Source organism: Haloarcula sp. 1CSR25-25 (assembly GCF_032027985.1).
Lineage (GTDB): Archaea > Halobacteriota > Halobacteria > Halobacteriales > Haloarculaceae > Haloarcula.
Window position 1 is genome coordinate 273160 of sequence record NZ_JAHYBW010000002.1, and the last position, 20581, is coordinate 293740.

A 20581-nucleotide genomic window follows, 5' to 3' on the forward strand; every position below is an offset into this window, starting at 1 on the left:
GGTCCCAGCCCGGGTGCTGATTGCCCCCGTCATTCGTCCATCTTCTCCACTATCTCCTCGAAGGTGTCGCGGTAGCTGTCGAACCGGTCGGTCAGGAAGTACAGTTTGGCGTACTCCTCGTCGCCGGACTCGACCACGTCGTGGTCCTCTAGCTGTTCCATGTGATGTCTGATGGTCTTGTAGCCCACGTCGAGTTCGTCGGCGAGTTCGTTGGCGTTCATCGGTCGGTCCGAGAGAGCGTCGATGATACGCGCCCGGTTGGCGCCGCCGCGCGTCGCCGTTAGCAGATACCAGAGCGCTTTCTCCATCCCACTGTCCTCCCGGGAACTGCGTCTGCCCGCCGTATAATGCTGTCTCTCCCCGTCGAACAGTGTACTGGACTCGGGTGCATGTGCCACGATGGGATATCGGAGTCCAGACGGCCTGCGGATAAAGCGTTTCTTCGCACTCCCTTCCGAGTCTGTTCCAATTTCGGGACGACTGTCCGTCCCCCTGCGAGCGCTCAGCGGACCGCCGCCGTCGCGTCGGCCATGATGTCGATGGCCTCGGAAAGCGTCTCCATGTCCGTCGCGTAGGAGATACGGGCATAGCCCGCGCCGTGTTCGCCGAAGGCGTCGCCGGGCACGACCACGACGCCACGGTCGATGACTTCGTCCACCCAGCCGTCGGGGACCTTCGGCATCGCGTAGAACGCGCCCTTGGGCGTCGGGCAGTCAAGCCCCATCTCCTCGAGTCCGTCGAGCAGCACGTCTCGACGCTCCTGGAAGGCCTCGCGCATCTCCGACACCTGGTCCTGTGGGCCGGAAAGCGCCGCCTCGGCTGCGTACTGGGCCGGCGCGGACGCACAGGCCTGGGCGTACTGGTGGACCCGCAGCATCCGCTCGATGCGGTCGGTCGCCCCGGTGACCCAGCCCAGGCGCCAGCCGGTCATCGAGTACGCCTTCGAGCAGGCGTTGACGACGACGACGTTGCCCGTGTCGCTGAACTCCGCCGGCGAGCGGTGAACGCCCTCGAACACCTGGTGTTCGTACACCTCGTCGGAGATGCACAGCACGTCGTGTTCGTCGGCGATGCGGGCGAACGCCCGCATGTCCTCGGGGGACTGGACCGCACCTGTGGGGTTCGCGGGCGAGTTCACGACGAAGGCCGCCGTGTCGTCGGTGATGGCCTCCTCGACCGTCTCGGGGGCCATCGTGAGGTCCTCACGCAGCGGGACCGGCCGCGGCGTCCCGCCGGCGAGGTGGGTCAGCGCGTCGTAGGAGACGAACCCCGGGTCCGGGAAGACGACCTCCTGGCCCTCGTCGACGTGGGCCTCCAGCGCGATGTGCAGCGCTTCGCTCCCGCCCGACGTGGCGATGATGTCACCGGGGTCGACGTCGAGGTCATTGTCCCGCTCGTGCTTGTCGGCGATGGCCTCCCGGAGTTCCTCGGTCCCCTTGTTCGACGTGTAGGCGTCGACCTTTCCGGCCTGAATCGCATCGATAGCCGCCTGGCGGGCGTGGGCCGGCGTCGGGAAGTCCGGCTGGCCCAGTCCGAGGTTGATGGCGTCCTCGCCCGCGGCCTCGAACACTTCGCGGATGCCCGAAATCGATACCTGCTCTACCCGTCGGGAGAACCCAGTCATACTCTCTCTGGAGGGGGCCGGCCCGATAATTCTTCCCGATTCCGCGAGCCGCGGTCGCCGCTGGCGAAGGTTGCCGTTATCCACCGGCCGACCACCCGGGAATTTGCCACAGATTTGGTAGTGTTTCGACCGACAGTTGGAAATATTGATATGTTGCTCTGCTACGACTTTCCGGCGTCCCACCCGGGACAGAGACGACATGTCTTCCGACGAATCCACAGACGCCGACGCCCGCTGGAGTCGCCGAGGGTTCCTGACCGCGGGGACCGCGGTCGGTCTCGGTGCCATCGGCATCGGCGCGACGGCGGCACAGAACGACGCACAGTCCACGAGCAGGTCCTTCACGGTCCGCATCGAGAACGTCTCCGACGGGTCGACGCTCGACACCACGGACGGGACGAAACCGATTCCGCTTTCGCCCGGCGCGTACGCGGTCCACACGCGCGACGAACCGATGTTCTCCTCGGGGCACCCCGAGCGCGACAACGGCCTCGAAGAGATCGCCGAGGACGGGATGCCCGGCCGCCTCGCGGAGTCGCTGCAGGCCCGCGACACCGTCCTCGAAAGCGGTGCGTTCACGACGCCGGTCGGTGCCGACGGCCCTGCGCCCATCGGTCCCGGCGACGCCTACGAGTTCACTGTCGCGGCCGAGAGCGGCCGCCCGACGCAGTACCTCTCGCTGGTGACGATGTTCATCCAGTCCAACGACCTGTTCTACTCGCTCGGCGGTGCCTCCGGGATGGCGCTGTTCACCGGCGACGGGAACGCGCCGGTGGCCGGCGACGTGACCGACCGGGTCGGTCTCTGGGACGCCGGCACCGAGGTCAACGAGGAGCCCGGGGTCGGGGGCGACCAGGCACCGCGCCAGCGCGGCGCGAACGTCGGCCTCGTCGAGCGCGGCACCGTCGCGCCCATCGCTGACGTCAACGGCTACGACTACCCCGCGACCGAGGACGTCGTCAGAGTACGGGTCACACCGAACGGGAGCGAGTGAACACGGGTCGAGAGCGACCGCAACCGGGGACTCGCGGCCCGCCAGTGTCCCCGCTGGCGCATTTTATCGAACGACAGGCATCGCTATCGGACCACGGACATCGCAATCGCGCCGCCGCCACCGACGCTCATCGCCACCACGCCGCGGTGATGGTCCGCCCGCTCCATCGCGTACAGCAGCGTCGTCGTGAGGATACCGCCGCTGGCCCCGATAGGGTGGCCGAGCGCGACTGCCCCGCCCAGCGGGTTGTGCTTCTCGGCGGGGATGTCGAGTTCGTCGGCGACGTACACCATCTGCGCGGCGAAGGCCTCGTTGAGTTCGAAGTGGTCCACGTCGGCGACGGCGAGGTCGTTTCGCGCAAGCAGTTTCGAAACGACGTCGCGGACAGCGATGGCGAACTCCGCCGGGTCGCGGTAGGAGACGGCGTAGTCCTCGACGTGGGCCATCGGGCCCAGGCCCTCGCTGTCGACCGTCTCGGCGTCGGCGAGCACCACCGCCCCCGCGCCGTCCGAGAGCTTCGAGGCGTTGCCGGCCGTGATAGTGCCGCCGTCCGCGAAGGCCGGCGGGAGCGTCGCCAGTTGCTCCAAGGTCGTGTCCGGGCGCGGCCCCTCGTCCTCGGTCACGAGCCCGTCGGCCGTCTCCACGGGGACGAGTTCATCGGTGAACGTCCCGGACTGGATGGCCTCGCCGGCCCGGTGGTTGCTCCGGCGAGCGTACTCGTCCTGGGCCTCGCGGCCGATGTCGTTCTCGGCGGCAATCTCCTCCGTCAGTGTGCCCATGTGGGCGTCGTACTGTTTGTCCCACAGCGAGTCCCAGATCATCGCGTCGACGAGTTCGCTGTTGCCGTGCCGGCGGCCGCCGCGCATGTCCGGGACGAGATACGGCGCGTTCGACATCGACTCCATGCCGCCGGCGAGACACAGCGACGCCCGCCCGGCCTCGATGCGGTCGGCGGCGGTCGTAATCGCCCGCAGTCCCGACCCCGAAGCCTCGTTCAGCGTCGTCGCGGCGACGTCGTCCGGCAGCGGCGACTCGACGACGACCTGTCTGGCCGGGACCTGGCCGACGCCCGCCTGCACCGCGTTTCCGAGCCCGACCCAGTCGACGCTGTCCTCGTCGACGCTGGTCCGGTCGAGCAGTCCCTCGACGGCCGCCACGCCCAGTTCGACGGCGCTTCGCCCCGAGAGCCCTCCGAGCAGTTCGCCGTGTGCGGTGCGTGCGCCGTCGACCAGAACCACATCGGTCATACGGACTACATGAACCTGGGCCTACAATACTGTTCGCCCGACGACGGACGAGTGCTAGTCGTCTGTGGCGGCCCGCAGTTCCTCGATGGCCGTCTCCAGTCGCCGGAGGGTCGCGTCAGCGTCGGTGTACCCCTGCTCGTACTCGCCGTAGGCGTCGTCGGCTTCGCTCAGAAACGCTTCGACGGCGTCGTGAACGTCGTGGTCGCTCATGGCTGTACCGACGGCAGCGGCCCGGAAAAGTCCCGCCACTCGCGGTCACTGCGTCACGTCGTAGTCGACGCTCGCGTCCCGGAGCGCGTCGGTCACGCGTCCGACGGTGTCCTGTGTCGCGACGACGACGGCGTCAAGTCCGCGGGACGCGGCGGCGGCGGCCACCTCGCCCGCCGCGAAGTGCGTCGTCGGTTCGACGTCGGCGTCCCGGAGAGCGACGACGGCCTCGACGCCCGCGGCGGTGACGATGGGGACGTCAGCACAGGCCGCGGCGATGTCGTCGATGCTCTCGACCGGCCCCGACCGGACCGGCGGGACCTGTATCACGCTGACGTGGCCGGGGTCGAGGTCGATGACGCCCTCGAAGCCGGTGACGCCGACGACCTCGCCCGCCGCGGCGCTCGTCGTTGTAACACCTGTCGCATCGCCGCCGCCGGGGTTCGCGTGCAACAGGCCGTCCGACAGCGAGAGCGTCACCGTCTCGCCCTCCGCTACGTCCGCCGTGGCGATGGCGGCGTCCTCCTGGACGCTGCCGAGCACGTCGTCGGTGACGTGGTCGACGAACCGGCGGACGTCGCTGGCGGACTGGAACACCCAGTCGACGCCCTCCTTGGTGACCCGATAGCGCGACCGGCCTTCCTTCTCGACGAGCCCGTCGTCGACGAGTTCGCGGATGTACTCGCTTACGGCCTGGCTCGTCACGCCGACGGCGTCGGCGATTTCGCCCTGACTCACTGCGGGCTGGCGCTCGGCGATTTCTACGAGGACCCGAAACCGCGTCGCGGCCCGCTTGTTCTCCAGGACGTCGACCATACAGGAGTCACGGGATTCGCAGGTAAAAATACCACCGACACCGTCAGGCCTGGATATTCGGCCCTGGCCCGGGTACTGTTGGGTCGAGTCCGCGTGACCGACAATATAAGCGTCACCAGCGCCGACCCCACGGCGATGACAGCCAGCTACGACGACCGGGCGCTCATGCTCGAGGACACGCTCGTCGTCGCGGACCTCCACGTCGGCCGGGGCACCGGCGGGAATCTCGAACTCCCGGTCGGCTCCGGCTCGGACATGGTCCAGCGGTTCCAGTCGCTCGTAGCGCGCCACGACCCCGACGAGGTTGTCGTCGCCGGCGACCTGCTGCACTCGTTCCGGACCGTTCCCCGGTCGGTCGAGAGCACCGTTGCGGGGCTCAAAAGCGCCTGTCAGGGGGCCGGTGCCCGTCTGCTCGTGACGCCGGGCAACCACGACACGATGCTCGACAGCGTGTGGGACGGCCCGACCGAGACGGCGTACCGCGTCGGCGAGACGGTCGTCTGCCACGGCCACGAGGCTCCCGAAGCCGACGCCGACCGCTACATTGTCGGGCACGACCACCCGACCATCTCCATCGAGGGCCAGCGCCGGCCCTGCTATCTCGTCGGGAGCGGCCAGTACCGCGGCAGCGACGTGGTGATGCTCCCGTCGTTCAACAGGCTGAACGCCGGCGTCGAGGTCAACGAGATGCGCGCCGGCGACTTCCAGTCCCCGCTGGTCACCGACGCCGACCGACTGGAGCCGGTCGTCTGGGACGAGAGCGGGCGCGAGACGCTGTCGTTCCCGCCGCTGGGTGAGTTCCGTCGCATGCTATAGCGGTAAGTATTTGACCCACGACGGTGGACGCTGGAATATGGTTCAGACAGAAATCGCGCTGGGTCTCATCGCGATTACGCTGCTCTCGCTACTGCTGGTGTACTTCGCGACGATAAAGTACGTCTCGGAAGTCCTCGAAGGGGAGGGCCACGACCACGAGGGAAACACGAATAGCGGCGGTCCGGCCGCATAGACCGTCGCAGTCCGGCAACGGCGCTCGGCTTTTTTATCGAAGCAGGTCGGCAGCCACCTTGCCGCTTTCCAGTGCGCCCTGTATCGACGACCAGCGGGTGTAGTCACCGGCCAGGACGGCGTTCCCGTCCGGCGCTGTCGGGTCCGGGAGCGCGTCCCGGTACCCCGGCGGCTGGGCGAACTGCGCGAACGGGACGCGGTCGGTCCGGAGGTGTTCAAGCGCCTCGAAACTCGCGTTCGGATACCACGACTGCAGCGCGTCCCGGACCTCCCCGGCCAGGTCCGCGTCGCTCGCTTCGGGCGTCCCGAGGAACGTGGCGCTGTACAGCTCCATGCCGGCGGGCGCGTACTCGCTGGCGACGGCCGACAGCGGCGCGACGGTGTTGGGCCGGTCGTCGGCCGCGTTGAGGACGATACGCTGTCCGGTCGTCGGCGCGCGGTTCGTCGGGAGCGCGAAGTACTGGGTGACACAGCCGACGGGCTCGGTCGGAATGGCGTCGATGCCTGTTAACTCCGCCGCCGTCCGTGGGTCTGTCGCCACGACGGCGCTCTCTGCGGTCACCGTCTCCGTGCCCACCTCGGCGGTGACCTCGCCGTCGTGGACCGCCAGGTCAGTCACGGCGGCGTCGGTTTCGATGGTCGCGCCCGCCGAGCGTGCGCGGTCGGCGAGCTGTCGCGGCATCGCCTGCATCCCGTCGGCGGGGACGAATATCTCCCCCTCGCTCAGCATCTTGTAGGTGTACTCGAAGATGCTGCTGTCCGTCCCCAGCGAGCGGTCGAGCGTGATACCGCCGTAGAACGGCGCGGCGAACCGTTCGACAAATCTCTGTGAGAACCCGTAGTCGGCGAGGTACTCCTGGATGGTTCTCCCGCCCCGGGAGAGCAGTTCGACGGGCTCGACGCCGGCCAGTTCGCGCTGGAGGCGGAACAGCCTGAGCTTGTCAGCCGTTCGCACGTCGGTGTTGAGCAGCGTCTGTGGCGCGGCTGTGGGGTTCCGGAGCGGGTCCGACAGCACCGAGCGGTGGTTCGGGCTGGCGATTGTCGCCCCCGGCGTGAACGCCCGCGGGGCAAGCGCCTCAATGTCGAGTTCGCGCTTGGCCGCGGGGTAGGCGGTGAACATGACCTGGAACCCGCGGTCGAACGTGTAGCCGTCCTCGTGGGCCGTTCGGACGCGGCCCCCGACCTCGGACGCCTGCTCGAAGACTGTCACGTCACGGCCAGATTCGGCCAGGTGCCGGGCGGCGACCAGCCCGGCGAGCCCGCCCCCGGCGACGACGACGTCTGTCATGTCCCCCAGTTCGACCGCACGGGACAAGAGCGTGCTGAAGCGGGACCGGACCACACTTGGTCGTCCCGTCCCCAGAGGGAGACATGGAGACGACTGCGGCGTTTCGCGGCCTCATCTGCACGGCGTGTGGCGCGGAAACCGACAGCACGGCCGACCGCTGCCCCGACTGCGGCGGTATCCTCGTCGGCGACTACGACGTTCCCGACCTGACAGCGGCGGCGCTCCCGGACGCGACGGGACCGGGCCGGTACGAGCCCCTCCGGCCCTTCCCGCAAGACGCCACGGTGACGCTCGGCGAGGGGGCGACCCCGCTGGTTCCGGTCCCGAATCTGGCCGACGAACTCGGCGTCGACTCCGTGTACATCAAAGACGAGGGGCGCAACCCGACGGCCTCGCTGGGCGACCGCAAGCTCTCGCTGTCGGTCACCGCCGCCGCCCAACGTGGGGCCGAGCGCGTCGTGACCCCCTCGACGGGCAACGGCGCACAGGCCAGCGCCGCCTACGCGGCCCGGGCCGGCGTCAAGTCGAAGGGCTTTGTCCCCTCGCGGTGTCCGTTCCTCAACAAGGCGATGGTGAACGTCCACGGCGGCGACATGCGCGTCGTCGAGGGGCGGTACGACGACGCCGTCTCGGTGTTCGAAGCGGAACTAGCCGAGGAATCAGACGGCTGGGTCCCGGTCGCGCCCGGCCATCCGTTCCGCATCGAGGGGGCCAAGTCCGTCGCGTTCGAGACGGTTGACGGGCTCGACTGGACGGCCCCCGACGCGGTGGTCCACCCCACCGGCCACGGCGAGACACTCGTCGGCCTCGAACGCGGTTTCCGGGCCGCAGCCGACAGCGGCCTCGCGGACTCGGTGCCGCGAATCTACGCCGCACAGCCGGACTCGACGGCCGCCATCGCCGACGCGGCGAACGCGGGCGACGCCGAACCGGCCACCATCGAGTACCCCGACACCATCGTCGGCCCGCTGGAGGTCACCGACCCGGCCGCCGGCGCTGCGGCACTCGATTCGCTCGACCGCTCGGGCGGCGACGGTGTCGCCGTCTCCGACAAGGACATCCTGGCCGGTGCCGTCGACGGCTGTGAGATGGGGCCAGAAACCGGTGCGACCGGCGGAACGGCCATCGCCGGTGCGCGGGCACTGGCCGACGACGGCGTCTTCGACGGTGACGATACCGTGGTCCTCGTGAACCCCGTCGCCGGGAGCAAGGAGGCGGACCTGCTGCGCAGTCACCTCATGAGCCAGGGTATCTGAGCGGACGATACATAGCGGGCAACACACACCGGGACGGGTCAACCTGGAGCCGGCCTGTTCGCGCTTCGGTGTTGTTTATACTATTCTGGGACGACAACTGACATGATGCGTGTCGCAGCGTTCAGCGATCTCACTGGCCCCGACGGCGTCTCGGTTATCAATCACCCAGCCCCTGAACCCGGCCCCGGAGAGGCGGTGGTCTCCGTCGAGGCGTGCGCGATCAACCGCCACGACCTCTGGATCCTCGAAGGTGACTCCGCGATGGTCGACACGGACGATCTGCCGTTCGTCAGCGGCCTCGACGTCGCCGGGACCGTCGACGCCGTGGGCGAGGGCGTCACTGGCGTCGACCCCGGGGACCGTGTGGTACTCTGCCCGAACGAGACCTGCGGGACGTGTCGCTACTGTCGGGAGGGCCCGGAGAATCTCTGTGAGAACTTCTCGCTCTACCACGGCGGCCTCGCCGAGGCGGCCCGCGTCCAGGCCGACCGCCTCGTCGGCCTCCCCGACGGCGTGGAGACGGTCGAAGCGGCCGCGCTCCCGACGGCCTATATGACCGCCTGGCACATGCTCCGCCGGGTCGAAATCGGACCGGGCGACCTGGTGTTCGTCCCCGGCGTGACCGGGGGCGTCGGCGTCGCGGGCGTGCAACTCGCGTCAGTTCTCGGCGCTCACAGCGTCGGGACCTCCTCCTCACAAACGAAGCTAAATCGCGTCGAATCGCTCGGCTTAGACCACGCCATCGAGAGCACCGACCCGGACGAGATTCGAGCGGCGGTCACGGATCTCGGGACGGTCGACGGCGTACTCAATCACCTCGGCGGTGCGTACACGCAAGTCGGGCTGGACGTTCTCCGACGCGGCGGCCGGATGGCGGTGTGTGGACGGACGGCCGGCGGCACATCCGAGATCGATATTCCCGACCTGTTTCTCGGCCACAAACGTGTCATCGGGAGCACGATGGGGACCCAGGGGGACTTAGAGCGGCTCGTCGGTCTCGTCGCCGACGGCGAACTCACCCCGGAAATCGACGAGACGTACCCGCTAGAGGCGACCGGTACGGCGTTTGCGGCGATGCAGGACCGGGACAGCGTCGGGAAGCTCGTCGTGACGCCCTATAGTAACAATTGAAACGATTTACACACCGACCGCACTGCAGTCGTGCGGTCGGGTGTGCATTGATTTTCAATGGCTACTATAGTCATTCCACGACCGCTGGAGTACAAGGCGAGTCTGAGCGCCGTTGTGGGATATCTTACGACGCTCGCTGTCTCGACGCGCCGGACGCGTGCTGTTTCGCAGTCGTGTACGCCTCTCGAACGCGTTTGAACTCGTCCTCGTTGCCGCCGTGGTCCGGGTGGACCTCCTTGACGCGCTTGCGGTAGGCCGACTTCACGTCGTCCAGTGACGCGCTCTGTGCGAGTCCCAGTTCGCTGAACGCCTGCACTGTCGGGTGTGGTTCCTCCTCGGGGTCCGGGCCGAGGTTGACCTCTGGAGTCTCGAAGGGGAGGCGCGCGCCGAGATGGATGCCCGGCATCTCGTGTTCGACCAGTACCGGGACGGTCGGCGACCGCTCGATGCGGTAGTACGCCCGGGCGTCGAAGGTGATCGCCACGTCCCGTTTCGGCAGGTAGAAGGCGACGTGTTGCCCCTCGACGAAGTGGTTCTCGGCGAACTGCTCGTCGATGGCAGTGAGGTACTCGCGGAGCTCCGCCCGGCGTCGCATCTCACCGCCGTCGGTCGCCTGTCGGTTGGGCCGCTTGGCCGGGAACACGCGGTTCGCGAGGACGAACAGCCCCGCGACGACGAGAGTCCCGGCAACACCCAAGGCGAGGCCGAGAACCAGCCACTCCGGCGGTGCGCCCAGTTGTGTCTGCACGACCCTCTGTTGGGGGTCAGTGGTAAAGAAATTCCCGCTCTCTGGCGAGCGATAGCCGCTTCAGCCGATGTATCTGAGGTCCTCGTCGGCGGGCGACGGGGAGTTCTGCTGTTCCATCTCCTGGATCTTCCGGACGACCTCTTCCATCTCGTCGGCGCGGTCCTCAAGCGAGCTGTAGTCGACCTCGAACCCGATGACGTCCTGGAGGATTTCGAGGACGGCCTGCGCGCTCTTGGGGTCGACCAGGTAGCCCGACGTCTCGCCCATGAGGCAGCTGGCCGGCACGCCGCGGCGCTTGCTCAGGCCGAGCAGCAGCCCGGAGACGCCGACGATGCCGCCCGCGGGTTCGTCCTCGCGGAAGGCCACGCCGGCGTCTTCCAGCGTCTCCCTGAACTCCTCGGTCGTTGTCGCACCGAGCACGTCGTACTCCTCGATGAGTTCGCCGGTCGGGACGCCGCCGAGGGCGAACACCCGCTGGACGCCGAAGTCGTCGGCGATGTCGAGAAACGTGTCGGTCAGGCCGTAGTGGCCCTGGTTGTCCTGGGCCTGGTGGTCCCCGGAGAGCACGAGCAGGTCCTGGCCCTCGTCAGGCGTGACGGCGTGGAACTCGGCGCAGGCGAGCTGTGCCTGACCCTCGTCGATGCTGACCTGTGGCGGGAAATGCGTCGAGTAGACGCGGCGGACGAGCTCGCTCTCGAGCTCCTCCAGCAGGTGCTCTGCGGCGAGTTTGCCGACGTGGCCGACGCCGGGCAACCCCTCGACCAGTACCGGCTCGTCGAGGTCGGGGTCCGCTACGCGCTCGATGTCGAATTCGTCCATACGGCTTATTCGCGGCTGCGGCGCTTAAGAGAACGTCGATACTCGCCGTAGCTGTCCTCGGGAGAGAACGGCGCGGGTGCGCTGTTTACCGCTTCGTTCCCACAGTCCGGACAGGTGTCACCCAGCGTGTACACCGGCCGGTCGTGTTCGGACGCCCAGGCGGCACAGACGCGGATATCCGATTTCATCGGTGGTGAAACACCCGGTCAACGACCGGTTACTCGTCGTCTTCGCTTCGCTCGCGATGGAACTGCCCTGCTCCGCCGTGTTGCTCGACGACCGTTGCGGCGCGGTCCGCGCTCTCTTCGAGCGCGTCCTCGGCGGTCTTGTAATCGGGCGCTTGCACCTGGATCCGGTACTCGGGCGAACCGACGTAGGTCACTTCGAGTTCGATCTCCTCGGGGACCTCGCCGTTGCCCTCCGCGGCCTGGAGCGCTTCCTTGATGACGTCGACGCCGTCGCTTTCGGGACAGGACAGGTCGACGTAGCCGGTGACCTGCACGTACGGCACGGAGACGTTGTTCCGGGCCGTCTGGACGATGGCGTCGATCTCCTCCTCGGAGAGGTCGACGTCTTCGAGGGCGTCCATGCCGTGGATCGCCGCCGACTCGAACCCGTCGTACATCGAGCCGAACTCCGCCAGCAGTTCGTTGGCGATGGCGGCGTAGGTCTCGTCGTCCAGGTCCTCGCCGAAGGCCAGTTCCATCCAGTTGTCGGCCTTCTGCTCGTTTTTCCACTCCTGGATCTTCTCCTTTCGCTGGTGGTCGTTGACGTCCTTGATAGAGAGGTCGATCTGCTGGGCGCTCTCGTCGACGTCGAGCACCTTGGCAACGACTGTCTGCCCTTCGTTGACGTGGTCGCGGACGTTCTTGATCCACCCGCTTGCGACCTCGGAGATGTGACAGAGGCCGCGCTTGCCCTCGTACTCGTCTAGGTCGACGAACACGCCGAAGTCCTCGATCTCGTCGATCTTGCCGACGACGAGCTCGCCCGGTTCGGGCCAGCCGCTGTATTTCATCCTATCGGGCCTCGACGACGGCGGTCACTTCGCCTTCGATGTCGGCCTTCCCGCCGGTGGGGCGGGCGATCGTGTGGCCACAGACGGCACACGAGACCTCGCTCGCGGCCTTCTCGAAGAGGGTCTGTTCGTTCTCGCAGTCGGGGCATTCGACGGTGATGAAGCTTCCTGCCATCGTTACTCCTGGAACTCCAGTCGGCCGGCGCGCCATCCCTCGCGGAGGTGGGCCTTCCCACACTCGCCACAGCGGTACTTGAGGTCCGTCTTCTTGGTGGGCTTGTCGCCACCCGGGACCTTCGAGAACTTGCCGTCGTTCCCGATACCGGAGTTGCGCTCGCGCTGGCGGTCGATCCACTTCATGCCGGTCTGACGGCCGCTACGGACCTTTTCGACCTCGTGTTCCTGGTGCTCGTTACAGTGCGGACAGTACGTATTGAATCGTCGTGGCATCTGCATAGATATCGGCCTTACCGAGCGATTTGACGTGCCCGCTTAAAACCCGTTTGGTTCGGACCCACCGTGTGCCGCACAATCACGTCCCTCTCGGGCGACCTGCCCCACATCTGGCTCGGACGCTCCCCGCCGCAGCGCCGGCTACTGGAACCGGGCCGACGGCCCGCTGGACTCGATCCGGACCGCGCCGAACACACCCGAATCCGAGCCCGCCAGCAGTTCGAGATTCACCGCTTCGCCCTTCGAGAGCGACCCCAGCTTCGCCGCCAGTTCGTCGTCGATGTAGTCCACGACTTCGTAGGTCCTGTCGCCCTCGACATCCCGGAGTTCCATCCGACCGTTCTCGTCCATGGGACTGACCACGACTGAGGCCCGCTCGCACGACCGCTGCTGTTGTTTCAACATACACGACTGTCTCCATTCCGGATATATAAATCTCCGCTATCATGATGTTAATCGTCCAGACACTGTCGGCAAGAATATAAGGTCATTCTAGTTACAGGCGGTCGACTCGGTCCCGCTGTCGACCGCCGCCCGATATCGCAGTCGCCTTCGAAGTCACTAAGTACGCTGTTGGCAAAGGAGCGGGCATGAAGAAGCTCATTATCCTCGGCGACCCGGGGCTGCGAAAGGGCGGCCGCATCGAGTACGATGGCGAGGAATACGAAGTGTTCTCAGTCTCTCGGCAGGGCGACTGGCACGGCCCGGACCGGCCCCAGCTCTGGTGTACCATCGGCTCGAAGGACGAGGAGGAGACGTTCAAAACCCAGGAGTACATCCCGATGCACCTGGATACGGACAACGTCGAGGCCGAGGCCGTCACCGTCCTCCGCGAGCGCGCGCCGCCGAACGCCGAGTCCTGACTCGGCCCGCAACGCTCCCCGAGCAATCCCGTTCTCAGAACTGCGCCGGCCGCACCCGGTATATCGTGACGCCATCCGTCCGCTTTGCCACGGTCACGCCCTGTAACTGGTCGACAGTCACTTCGTCGTAGCGGGCCCGCTCGGCGGGGCCGACGTAGACGTAGCGCACGTCGTACGCTTCGAGGAGGCGGCGCTGCTCGGCCGCGTCCCCGGTGTAGATCGTCTCTACGTCGTCGACGCGGCGGTCGTACACCGTGTCGTTGCGGTACTGGGCCTCGTGGGTCCAGCCCGCGACGGTCGGCAGTCCGGTCAGGCTCGACGGCGCGCTCGCGCCCTCCCCGTCGCCGGCGTCCCACTGGTAGCCCGCGGGCGCGGCCGTGACAATGGTCGGCCGCCCCTCCGTCGTCGTATCCAGCCACCGAATCGCCTCGGCTTCATCGGGATGGTCGTCGTCGAGATACGCCAGCCCGTCCAGCGTGGGGTCGCCCGCGGCGTCGACGTGGTTCGAGAGCGCGAACGCGCCGTACAGCGACGCCGAACAGACCAGCAAGGCGACGAACGCACGGACGCCGGTGGAGACCCAGGCCCGCGAGCGGTCGTCGGCCGGCCGCCAGCGGGTGAGCAGCCACGCCAGCACGGGCCCGGCGGCGACGCCCCAGAGCACCCACACCTGCATGTACGTCTTGAAGACGGTGTTCATCCGGCCGATGTTCTCCCTGACGAAGACGAACTCGACGAGCAGGACCAGGCCCGCACCGGCGAGAACAAGCACGGCCTCGAAGCCGACGGGCCGGTCGCCGCCGTCGGCGAGCGCCGGGACCGCGTCGACGGTTCGGTCAAGCGTCGGCGAGCGCGCGAACAGCCACGCGCCGACCAGCAGGGGGGCGAGCAGGCCGACCGCCGCGATGTCCAGCGTAGCTGCAAGCGCCGCCGTTCCGACGGCCACGAGGCCGACGACGCGGGCCGTGCTCCGCCCGACGGCGCGCCCGGTCTGGGCGTACAGGTACAGCCAGAACGGGGCGACGAACAGCCCGTGGACGGCCAGCAGTTCCAGCAGCGAGGTCCGGTCGGGCAGGACCGCTATCTCGCGCCCGCTCGCCGGGCCGAGCCAGAACGGGAGCGACCAGAGCAGTCCCAGCGCGAGGACGCCACAGGCGACGGCCAGCCCCATCCCGACCCTGACGCCCTCCTGGCCCGGCCCACTCAGCCGGAGCCGCTGTCCGAGGGTCTCCGGGAGGAGCGTCGTCGGGTCGGCCGGCGCGACGGTGACTGTCAGCAGAGCCAGCCCGCCCATCGACGGGAACGACCACGTGTTCGTCACGGCCATGACGCCGGCGACGGCCGGGAGCGCGCCGAAAAGCAGCGCGAGCCGGCGCCGGCGTTCAGCGGCCGGCGTCTGGCAGTAGCTGAAACAGAGCGCGGCGGCCAGCAACAGAAAGCCCGTGCTCATCATGTGGGCGTGCATGTCGCCGTTGAGCCAGGCGAACAGCGGGAACTCGTCGATGACCAGCGCGGCGCCGGGCTCGTACGTTCCGAAATCGGCCGCGCTGTCCTCGATGACGCGGCTCGCGTCCCAGTAGCTGAACGAGTCCGGCCCCGCTGCGAGCCCCTCCAGTTCGTAGCCGGCCCGCTGGGCAACCGTCCGGCTCAGCCCGTCGGGCAGGAGCCAGATGAGGAACTTCGCCGGCGTCGACAGATTGCTCGCGATGCCGACACAGAACGCCGTGATGCTGGCGGCCAGTCGTCGCGGGAGGCCGCGCTCGCTCGCGACAGCCCCGGCCAGTCCGTACGCCGCCGTGACTAGCGTCGCGTAAAAGCCCGCCAGCGCGAGGTTGTACGCGAACTGGCCGGCCGTTCCCGTGATTCTGGTGAGAATCGCCGCAACGAGGTGCCCGCCGTAGTAGTACGCGACCGGTTCGCCGGCGAACCACATGTCCTCTAACGGGAGACTGTCAGCCCGGACCAGCGACTGCAACAGGCCGAAATCGAGGAACTTCTCGCCGCCGATGGGGACGATCGCGGGGTCAAGCGCCCGGACCCCGACGAGAAACAGGAACGCGACCGTGAACACGCCGGCCGTCTCGGCGTAAGTCCGGGCGTTCGGTCCGCCGTCGGCCCGTCGGACAGCCAGCGTACTCGCTGCGAGAACAGCGACGCCGAGCCAGACACCAAGCGCCAGCGAGAGGCGACCGACGACGTACGTGACGAGCCACAGTATCGAGACGGCGACCGGGACGCCGAAGGCGAGTCCGCGGTCGGCGAAGCGAGGGAACAACAATCCGGCGACGGTCCCGCCAGCGTACAGTAACAGGAGGTAGAGGGCGAGCCAGGTGGCGAGGAGCCCGTATTCCATCAGTGAAGGGACCGGTTCGCTGGCCTATACGCTTTTTCGTTGCTCCCGGGCTTATCAACTGATTAGAGACCGGTAGCTTCGAACTGTTTTTACTTCCGCCGGCCCCATTTCTCAGCAATGTCGCGTTCCGTCGGGGTTGTCCTCCCAGCCTATCGTCCCGACATAGACCAGCTCGGGACCTACATCGCCGCTATCGACGATGCCCTCGCTCCCCGGACCATCGTCGTCGAACTCGATTCGCCCCGGGACGGCGTTCCCGCACAGCTCCATTCGATATCGGCCGCGGTACACACTGTGCCCTACCGTCGCGGAAAAGGTGCGGCGATCACCGCCGGGTTCGAGCGGCTGGAGACCGACGTGCTGGCGTTCGTCGATGCTGACGGGTCGACACCGGTCGCCTCGCTCGAACAGATACTGGCCCCGGTCGTCGACGCCCGAACGGACCTCGCCGTGGGTTCCCGCCGTCACCCGGACGCCTCGGTCGCCACCCACCAGACGTTCGCCCGTCGGTTCCTCGGCGACGGGTTCGCGTGGCTCGCCGGCCAGTTGCTCGATGCCAGGCTGTACGACTACCAGTGCGGTGCGAAAGCCATCGACGCGGCCGCCTGGGAGCGCGTCCGCAACCACCTGTATGAACCCGGCTTCGCGTGGGACGTAGAACTGATTGCCATGGCGGCGGCGCTGGACCTGCGCATCGAAGAGGTCCCGATAGCGTGGGAAGACAAGCCCGGCTCGACGGTGTCGCCGATACGAACGTCGATAGACCTGCTCGAGGCGCTGCTGACGGCTCGCCACCGCTCGAAGCAGTTACGCGACGACGGGTTCCACACGGCCCTGGCCGAACACCTCGACGAGCCGACCGCCCTCGTCGAGAAGGACCGATGATGGACATCGAACAGCGCGTTCGGCGCGTCGTCCCCGACCGATTCGAGTCGCTGGTCTCCGGCGTCCGCTTCGGACAGTTCGCCTCCGTTGGCGTCGTCGGCGCGATCAGCGACAACACCGTCCTCGCCGTGCTCGGCCTGGCGTTCGGCGTCAGCGACATGTGGGCCAAAGCCGCCGGCGTCGAAACGGCGATTCTCGTGATGTTTCTGGTCAACGAACACTGGACGTTCGCAGGCCAAGGTGACACCGGCCGCCGTTCGTTCGCGAGGCGGCTCGGGAAATCCCATCTGGTCCGGTCCGGCGGCGTCGCGGTACAGCTCACCATCTACTGGTTGCTCACGCAGTGGCTGACGGTCGAACTCGTCGTTGCTGGAACGGACCTGTGGTTCATTGCCGCGAGCCCGCTCGCGATTGGGGTCGCGATGCTGGTCAATTACGTCGCCGAGAGCCTCTTCACGTGGCAGGTCCACACGGACGGGTGAGCACAGCGCGTTACTAACTCACGGACGGCACTCGAATCACAACCCTTAATGAGGGGACCGGACAACCAGAAAGTAGCGGGATGGGATAGCCAGGAGATTCCGGCGGGCTCATAACCCGCAGATCGGTAGTTCAAATCTACCTCCCGCTATCATTTTGCCGAACTCACTTCTCCGGCGAAGCGTTTTATGGCCGAGCGACGCTGCGTCCGGCGATTATACCTGAGGAGATCTGAACGAGACAGGTCCCGCGCAGCGAAGCGCGCACGTCTTGAGGTGGTTCAAATCGCCGTTCCGAAGTAAAAAACCGCCCTAGTCGTCGCCGTGCTCGTCGACGATGGTGACCTCGCCGTCGATGACCTGGACGTTGATCAGCGTCTTGGCGTCGTACCCTGCCTCGTCGAGCTTGTTCGTCCCGTCGGCCTTCTTGATGACACAGACGATGTCCCGGATATCTGCGCCGATGTCTTCGAGCGCGCCCGTGAGTCCGGCCAGCGTCCCGCCGGTCGAGAGCACGTCGTCGAGCACGAGCACCTGATCGCCCTCGTACACGTCGTTGACGTACATCTCGCTCTCGGAGTAGCCGGTCACCTGGGAAAGCGACACCTCCCCCTCAAGTCCGTACTGGCGCTTGCGGACGACGACCAGCGGGATGTCGGTCATCAGCGAGACGGCCGTGGAAATGTGGATGCCCATCGCCGCCGGCGTGACGATCTTGTCGACGTCGTCAAGTTCCGCCTTCCGAATGATCTTGATGACGATCTCGCGCAGAAGTTCCGGTCGAAGCATCGGGACCCCGTCGCTGATGGGGTGGACGAAATAGTGATAGCCTTCCTTCTCGATAATCGGCGCCTCGAGCAGGGACTGCTTGAGTCGGTCCATGCTGGCGGTACTACAAGCCCGTACTAAAATTCACCGTCACCGACTCAGTAGAGCGCCAGCAGCTCGCCGAGCGCTCGCATCATCGGCAGGAGGTGCGTATCGCCCAGCGCGTAGTACTCGACGCTCGTCAGGAAGAGGAACACAGTCGTCACGCCTGTCGCCGCACCGAGGAGCACAGCTCCGGCCTGCCCAGCCAGTCCGTCGGAGCGACCACCCAGCGCCCAGACTCCGAGTGGGACAGCGATTCCAAGCGCCAGCAGTGCGTGTAGCTGGAACGCCTCACCGATGCCGCTCACCGTCAGTGCAACGAAAACAACGGTCACCTGCCCGCCAAGCAACACCATGCCTGCGGCTGTCCAGAGGAACGTCTGCCAATGCTCGATGAGGCTCTCGCGTACCGCCGGGAGCCGCATGAACAGGTAAACGCCGAGCGGGTAGAGCGGGAACAGATACCGGGCGGTCACCTGCGCGTGGAGGGGTAAGCGGCTGGTGTACAGCAGGACGACGCCGACGAACGCGGTTATCGCGAACGCGTCCACGACGCGGTCGTCGCTGAGCTCTCGGGCAGCCATCGACGATGGCACACGCAGCCGTCGGACGACCGGGAGCGCACCGACCATGGCGACGAGAATCGGCGCGGATTCGAGCAGCGAGAGGTTGACGGATTCCTCGCCGGCGTTATCGAGCGCACCGGTCGCGCTTCCCGACCGGACGAACGCGTGATACACGTCGGTCGGCCGCCGCTGGAGTGTTTCGAACCCCGAAACGAGCTCGCCGCTCAGCAGCAACAGCGGCCGCATCGCGCTTCCGAGGATATCGAACAGCGGTGCAAGCGGTGTGAGCAATCCACCGGACCCACTGCCACCGCCGTTTCCCCCAGCGCTTGTGCTGCTCGCCGCATCACCGCCGAGGGAGCCGCCACGGGAAAGCAATCTCGGGGGTTTGATCGGGGAGCCGGAGATGGCGATATTAGTGATGATGAACGGCAGCAGGGAGAGCGCGAACACAGCGCCGATACGAACGAGCGTCCCGGGACTGTTGTCCGGGGCTGTCGGGATATCGACCAGCGCCAGGGCGACACAGAGCAGTAGGGCTTCCGGAGCGTGTACCCAGGCGTACAGACCCACCAGTGCGTAGGCCAGCGCGCGGAAGGTCCGCGGCTGCGTTATAACTGTCCCGTCCGCTGGCTCGCGGCTCCGGTAGAGGCAGTACGCCATGCAGACGACCACCGTTCCGGTGACGACGTGGCGCTTCGGCACCGACGCCCAGAACGCCAGCGGCGTCCCGGCTGTGAGCACGACAGCGCTCAGGAACCCCAGCCGACGCGTCTGCATCCGGCTGAGGAGTCGATAAAGAACCACCGGCGTGAACGCCGCGATGAGCAGATGTGTCAACTGCAGCGCGTACAGGTGGGTTCGACCGGCGTCGAGTGGCTGTGCCAGCGCGACGTTCAGCCCGAACAGCCCCAGGACGGCGACGGTACCGCCATAGAAGACCCGGTCACTGTCGGTGTAGCGACCGCACTGGACCACCAGCGCCAGCAGCGCGAGCGACCAGAGCGCGACCAGCGCGATGCGGAGTTCGACGACGGCGGTGAGCAGGTCGAGCGCGAACACGACCGGCAACGAGAGCACGATAACACCGTAGTTGCGCGCGAACCGCTGGCCGCCGTCTGTGTTCGCGCCCGGCGTGTCTAACCCCGGTCCGTAAGCAGCCTCTGTCAGCGCCAAATTTCCGTTCGAGAGGCTGTACAACCCGTTTGCCAGTGTATAGGAATCGGTAATGAGAAACGCCGTCCGCCACAGCAGCCCGAACAGCACGACCGTCCCGAGAAATACGGTCAGGCCGAGCCGGTCGCCGAATAGCACCGAGTACACCGTCCCGCGGGTGTTCGAAAGCACCGTGGTGCGCTGTCGGAGACGCCCGACGAACCCCGTCGCTGTCATTCGACCACCGATATTGTGACGTTGCGCGTCGCCACCACGCCGTGGCCCGCGCCGTCGCGCTTGCTCACGGTCACTGTGCCGTTGTACCGCGCACGCTCGATCTCTTCGTCGGTGAACGTGTCCGACGCCAGCGTCAGGTCGTACGTGTCACCGGTCGACTCGTCCAGGAAGTGATTCGTCGTCCGCGTGTAGCCCAGGTCCTCGATTGTGAGTTCGTAGACGAGTGTCGGCTGACCGCGAAGATTCGTGAAGTGTACCCGGGCCGGCGGCGCGTCGAGGTAGTAGCTCGCTGCACCGTAGGACCCCGCTTCGAGCGTCACCCGTTCCGGCATTTCAATCACAGATACCGTGACGTTGCCCGTCTGGAGCGCGACCGGTTCCGGTTCCGATGCCAGTGTCACGCCAGGCACGAGGGGGCCGGAAAGCAGTGTGACGCCGAGTATAATGGCTATCGCACTGGTGCTCACAGCCCGCGTTCGTTCCATCGTTACCAGTCACTGGGTAAGTGGAAATAAAAGTGTCGTGGCGGGTTCTCAGACGTGATTCTGCCACGATAGGTTCTAC

General features: G+C 66.9%; 25 protein-coding genes and 1 tRNA gene. 9 read left to right on the forward strand and 17 right to left on the reverse strand.

Annotation, left to right across the window (positions count from 1 at the left end; translation table 11 throughout):
- Positions 1 to 29: 29 nt before the first annotated feature.
- A complete protein-coding gene (locus KZ498_RS06455) occupies positions 30 to 308 on the reverse strand; it encodes a winged helix-turn-helix domain-containing protein (protein ID WP_312617782.1) in 279 nt (92 codons plus the stop codon).
- Positions 309 to 502: 194 nt separating this feature from the next.
- Entirely contained in the window at positions 503 to 1624 is a 1122-nt protein-coding gene (locus KZ498_RS06460; protein ID WP_312617784.1) for a pyridoxal phosphate-dependent aminotransferase, read from the reverse strand.
- Positions 1625 to 1823: 199 nt separating this feature from the next.
- Between KZ498_RS06460 and KZ498_RS06465 the strand changes: the two genes are divergently transcribed.
- Positions 1824 to 2618: a spondin domain-containing protein gene (locus KZ498_RS06465; protein WP_312617786.1), complete on the forward strand. Its 795-nt coding sequence runs from the start codon at positions 1824 to 1826 to the stop codon at positions 2616 to 2618.
- 83 nt (positions 2619 to 2701) lie between these two features.
- Here KZ498_RS06465 and KZ498_RS06470 read toward each other — a convergent pair whose 3' ends face one another.
- Genes KZ498_RS06470 through KZ498_RS06480 form a run of 3 tightly spaced genes read right to left on the reverse strand, consistent with a single transcriptional unit; the run spans position 2702 to position 4888 of the window.
- Positions 2702 to 3865, reverse strand: coding sequence for a thiolase family protein (locus KZ498_RS06470; RefSeq protein WP_312617788.1), 1164 nt, complete (start codon positions 3863 to 3865; stop codon positions 2702 to 2704).
- Between the two features lie 54 nt (positions 3866 to 3919).
- Positions 3920 to 4075, reverse strand: coding sequence for a hypothetical protein (locus KZ498_RS06475; RefSeq protein ID WP_312617790.1), 156 nt, complete (start codon positions 4073 to 4075; stop codon positions 3920 to 3922).
- A 45-nt stretch (positions 4076 to 4120) separates the two neighbouring features.
- A complete protein-coding gene (locus KZ498_RS06480) occupies positions 4121 to 4888 on the reverse strand; it encodes a MarR family transcriptional regulator (protein ID WP_312617792.1) in 768 nt (255 codons plus the stop codon).
- A gap of 135 nt (positions 4889 to 5023) precedes the next feature.
- Between KZ498_RS06480 and KZ498_RS06485 the strand changes: the two genes are divergently transcribed.
- Entirely contained in the window at positions 5024 to 5704 is a 681-nt protein-coding gene (locus KZ498_RS06485) for a metallophosphoesterase (RefSeq protein WP_312618508.1), read from the forward strand.
- Positions 5705 to 5741: 37 nt separating this feature from the next.
- Positions 5742 to 5897 carry a hypothetical protein gene (locus tag KZ498_RS06490; RefSeq protein WP_312617793.1) on the forward strand — a complete coding sequence of 52 codons (156 nt, stop codon included), beginning with the start codon at positions 5742 to 5744 and terminating at the stop codon, positions 5895 to 5897.
- 33 nt (positions 5898 to 5930) lie between these two features.
- On the opposite strand, the gene KZ498_RS06495 is transcribed toward KZ498_RS06490, so the two are convergent.
- On the reverse strand, positions 5931 to 7184 hold the full coding sequence (locus tag KZ498_RS06495; protein WP_312617794.1) for an NAD(P)/FAD-dependent oxidoreductase: 1254 nt from the start codon (positions 7182 to 7184) through the stop codon (positions 5931 to 5933).
- Positions 7185 to 7267: 83 nt separating this feature from the next.
- On the opposite strand from KZ498_RS06495, the gene KZ498_RS06500 reads away from it, so the two are divergent.
- Positions 7268 to 8440 (forward strand): pyridoxal-phosphate dependent enzyme, encoded by a 1173-nt coding sequence (locus KZ498_RS06500; protein ID WP_312617795.1) that lies wholly within the window; start codon positions 7268 to 7270, stop codon positions 8438 to 8440.
- Between the two features lie 105 nt (positions 8441 to 8545).
- Complete coding sequence (locus tag KZ498_RS06505; protein WP_312618509.1) at positions 8546 to 9571, forward strand: alcohol dehydrogenase catalytic domain-containing protein; 1026 nt, start codon at positions 8546 to 8548, stop codon at positions 9569 to 9571.
- Positions 9572 to 9695: 124 nt separating this feature from the next.
- On the opposite strand, the gene KZ498_RS06510 is transcribed toward KZ498_RS06505, so the two are convergent.
- From KZ498_RS06510 to KZ498_RS06540, 7 genes are all read right to left on the reverse strand, one after another.
- Positions 9696 to 10319, reverse strand: coding sequence for a DnaJ domain-containing protein (locus KZ498_RS06510; RefSeq protein ID WP_312617796.1), 624 nt, complete (start codon positions 10317 to 10319; stop codon positions 9696 to 9698).
- Positions 10320 to 10379: 60 nt separating this feature from the next.
- Positions 10380 to 11138 carry a proteasome assembly chaperone family protein gene (locus KZ498_RS06515; RefSeq protein ID WP_312617798.1) on the reverse strand — a complete coding sequence of 253 codons (759 nt, stop codon included), beginning with the start codon at positions 11136 to 11138 and terminating at the stop codon, positions 10380 to 10382.
- Positions 11139 to 11143: 5 nt separating this feature from the next.
- Positions 11144 to 11326, reverse strand: coding sequence for an RNA-protein complex protein Nop10 (locus KZ498_RS06520; RefSeq protein ID WP_312617800.1), 183 nt, complete (start codon positions 11324 to 11326; stop codon positions 11144 to 11146).
- Positions 11327 to 11355: 29 nt separating this feature from the next.
- Positions 11356 to 12156 (reverse strand): translation initiation factor IF-2 subunit alpha, encoded by an 801-nt coding sequence (locus KZ498_RS06525; RefSeq protein WP_312617801.1) that lies wholly within the window; start codon positions 12154 to 12156, stop codon positions 11356 to 11358.
- A gap of 1 nt (position 12157) precedes the next feature.
- Positions 12158 to 12331: a 30S ribosomal protein S27e gene (locus tag KZ498_RS06530; protein WP_004518703.1), complete on the reverse strand. Its 174-nt coding sequence runs from the start codon at positions 12329 to 12331 to the stop codon at positions 12158 to 12160.
- A gap of 2 nt (positions 12332 to 12333) precedes the next feature.
- Positions 12334 to 12612: a 50S ribosomal protein L44e gene (locus tag KZ498_RS06535; protein ID WP_004593654.1), complete on the reverse strand. Its 279-nt coding sequence runs from the start codon at positions 12610 to 12612 to the stop codon at positions 12334 to 12336.
- Positions 12613 to 12750: 138 nt separating this feature from the next.
- On the reverse strand, positions 12751 to 13014 hold the full coding sequence (locus tag KZ498_RS06540) for a hypothetical protein (RefSeq protein WP_312617829.1): 264 nt from the start codon (positions 13012 to 13014) through the stop codon (positions 12751 to 12753).
- A 185-nt stretch (positions 13015 to 13199) separates the two neighbouring features.
- Between KZ498_RS06540 and KZ498_RS06545 the strand changes: the two genes are divergently transcribed.
- Entirely contained in the window at positions 13200 to 13472 is a 273-nt protein-coding gene (locus KZ498_RS06545; protein WP_312617830.1) for an HAH_0734 family protein, read from the forward strand.
- Positions 13473 to 13506: 34 nt separating this feature from the next.
- Here KZ498_RS06545 and KZ498_RS06550 read toward each other — a convergent pair whose 3' ends face one another.
- Positions 13507 to 15825, reverse strand: a complete 2319-nt coding sequence (locus KZ498_RS06550; RefSeq protein WP_312617831.1) for a DUF2298 domain-containing protein — start codon at positions 15823 to 15825, stop codon at positions 13507 to 13509.
- A gap of 117 nt (positions 15826 to 15942) precedes the next feature.
- On the opposite strand from KZ498_RS06550, the gene KZ498_RS06555 reads away from it, so the two are divergent.
- The 3 genes from KZ498_RS06555 (at position 15943) to KZ498_RS06565 (ending at position 17341) form a co-directional block, all read left to right on the forward strand.
- Positions 15943 to 16710 carry a glycosyltransferase gene (locus KZ498_RS06555; RefSeq protein ID WP_312617832.1) on the forward strand — a complete coding sequence of 256 codons (768 nt, stop codon included), beginning with the start codon at positions 15943 to 15945 and terminating at the stop codon, positions 16708 to 16710.
- Positions 16710 to 17192 (forward strand): GtrA family protein, encoded by a 483-nt coding sequence (locus tag KZ498_RS06560; protein WP_312618510.1) that lies wholly within the window; start codon positions 16710 to 16712, stop codon positions 17190 to 17192. The genes KZ498_RS06555 and KZ498_RS06560 overlap by 1 nt, the downstream gene beginning before the upstream one ends.
- A 74-nt stretch (positions 17193 to 17266) precedes the next feature.
- Positions 17267 to 17341, forward strand: a tRNA-Met gene (locus KZ498_RS06565).
- A 160-nt stretch (positions 17342 to 17501) separates the two neighbouring features.
- Here the strand turns inward: KZ498_RS06565 and hpt are convergent.
- Genes hpt through KZ498_RS06580 form a run of 3 tightly spaced genes read right to left on the reverse strand, consistent with a single transcriptional unit; the run spans position 17502 to position 20502 of the window.
- Positions 17502 to 18071: a hypoxanthine/guanine phosphoribosyltransferase gene (gene hpt / locus KZ498_RS06570; RefSeq protein WP_312617833.1), complete on the reverse strand. Its 570-nt coding sequence runs from the start codon at positions 18069 to 18071 to the stop codon at positions 17502 to 17504.
- A 44-nt stretch (positions 18072 to 18115) separates the two neighbouring features.
- Positions 18116 to 20017 carry a hypothetical protein gene (locus tag KZ498_RS06575; RefSeq protein WP_312617834.1) on the reverse strand — a complete coding sequence of 634 codons (1902 nt, stop codon included), beginning with the start codon at positions 20015 to 20017 and terminating at the stop codon, positions 18116 to 18118.
- Complete coding sequence (locus KZ498_RS06580) at positions 20014 to 20502, reverse strand: hypothetical protein (RefSeq protein ID WP_312617835.1); 489 nt, start codon at positions 20500 to 20502, stop codon at positions 20014 to 20016. Before KZ498_RS06580 ends, KZ498_RS06575 begins: the two co-directional genes overlap by 4 nt.
- Positions 20503 to 20581 lie beyond the last annotated feature (79 nt).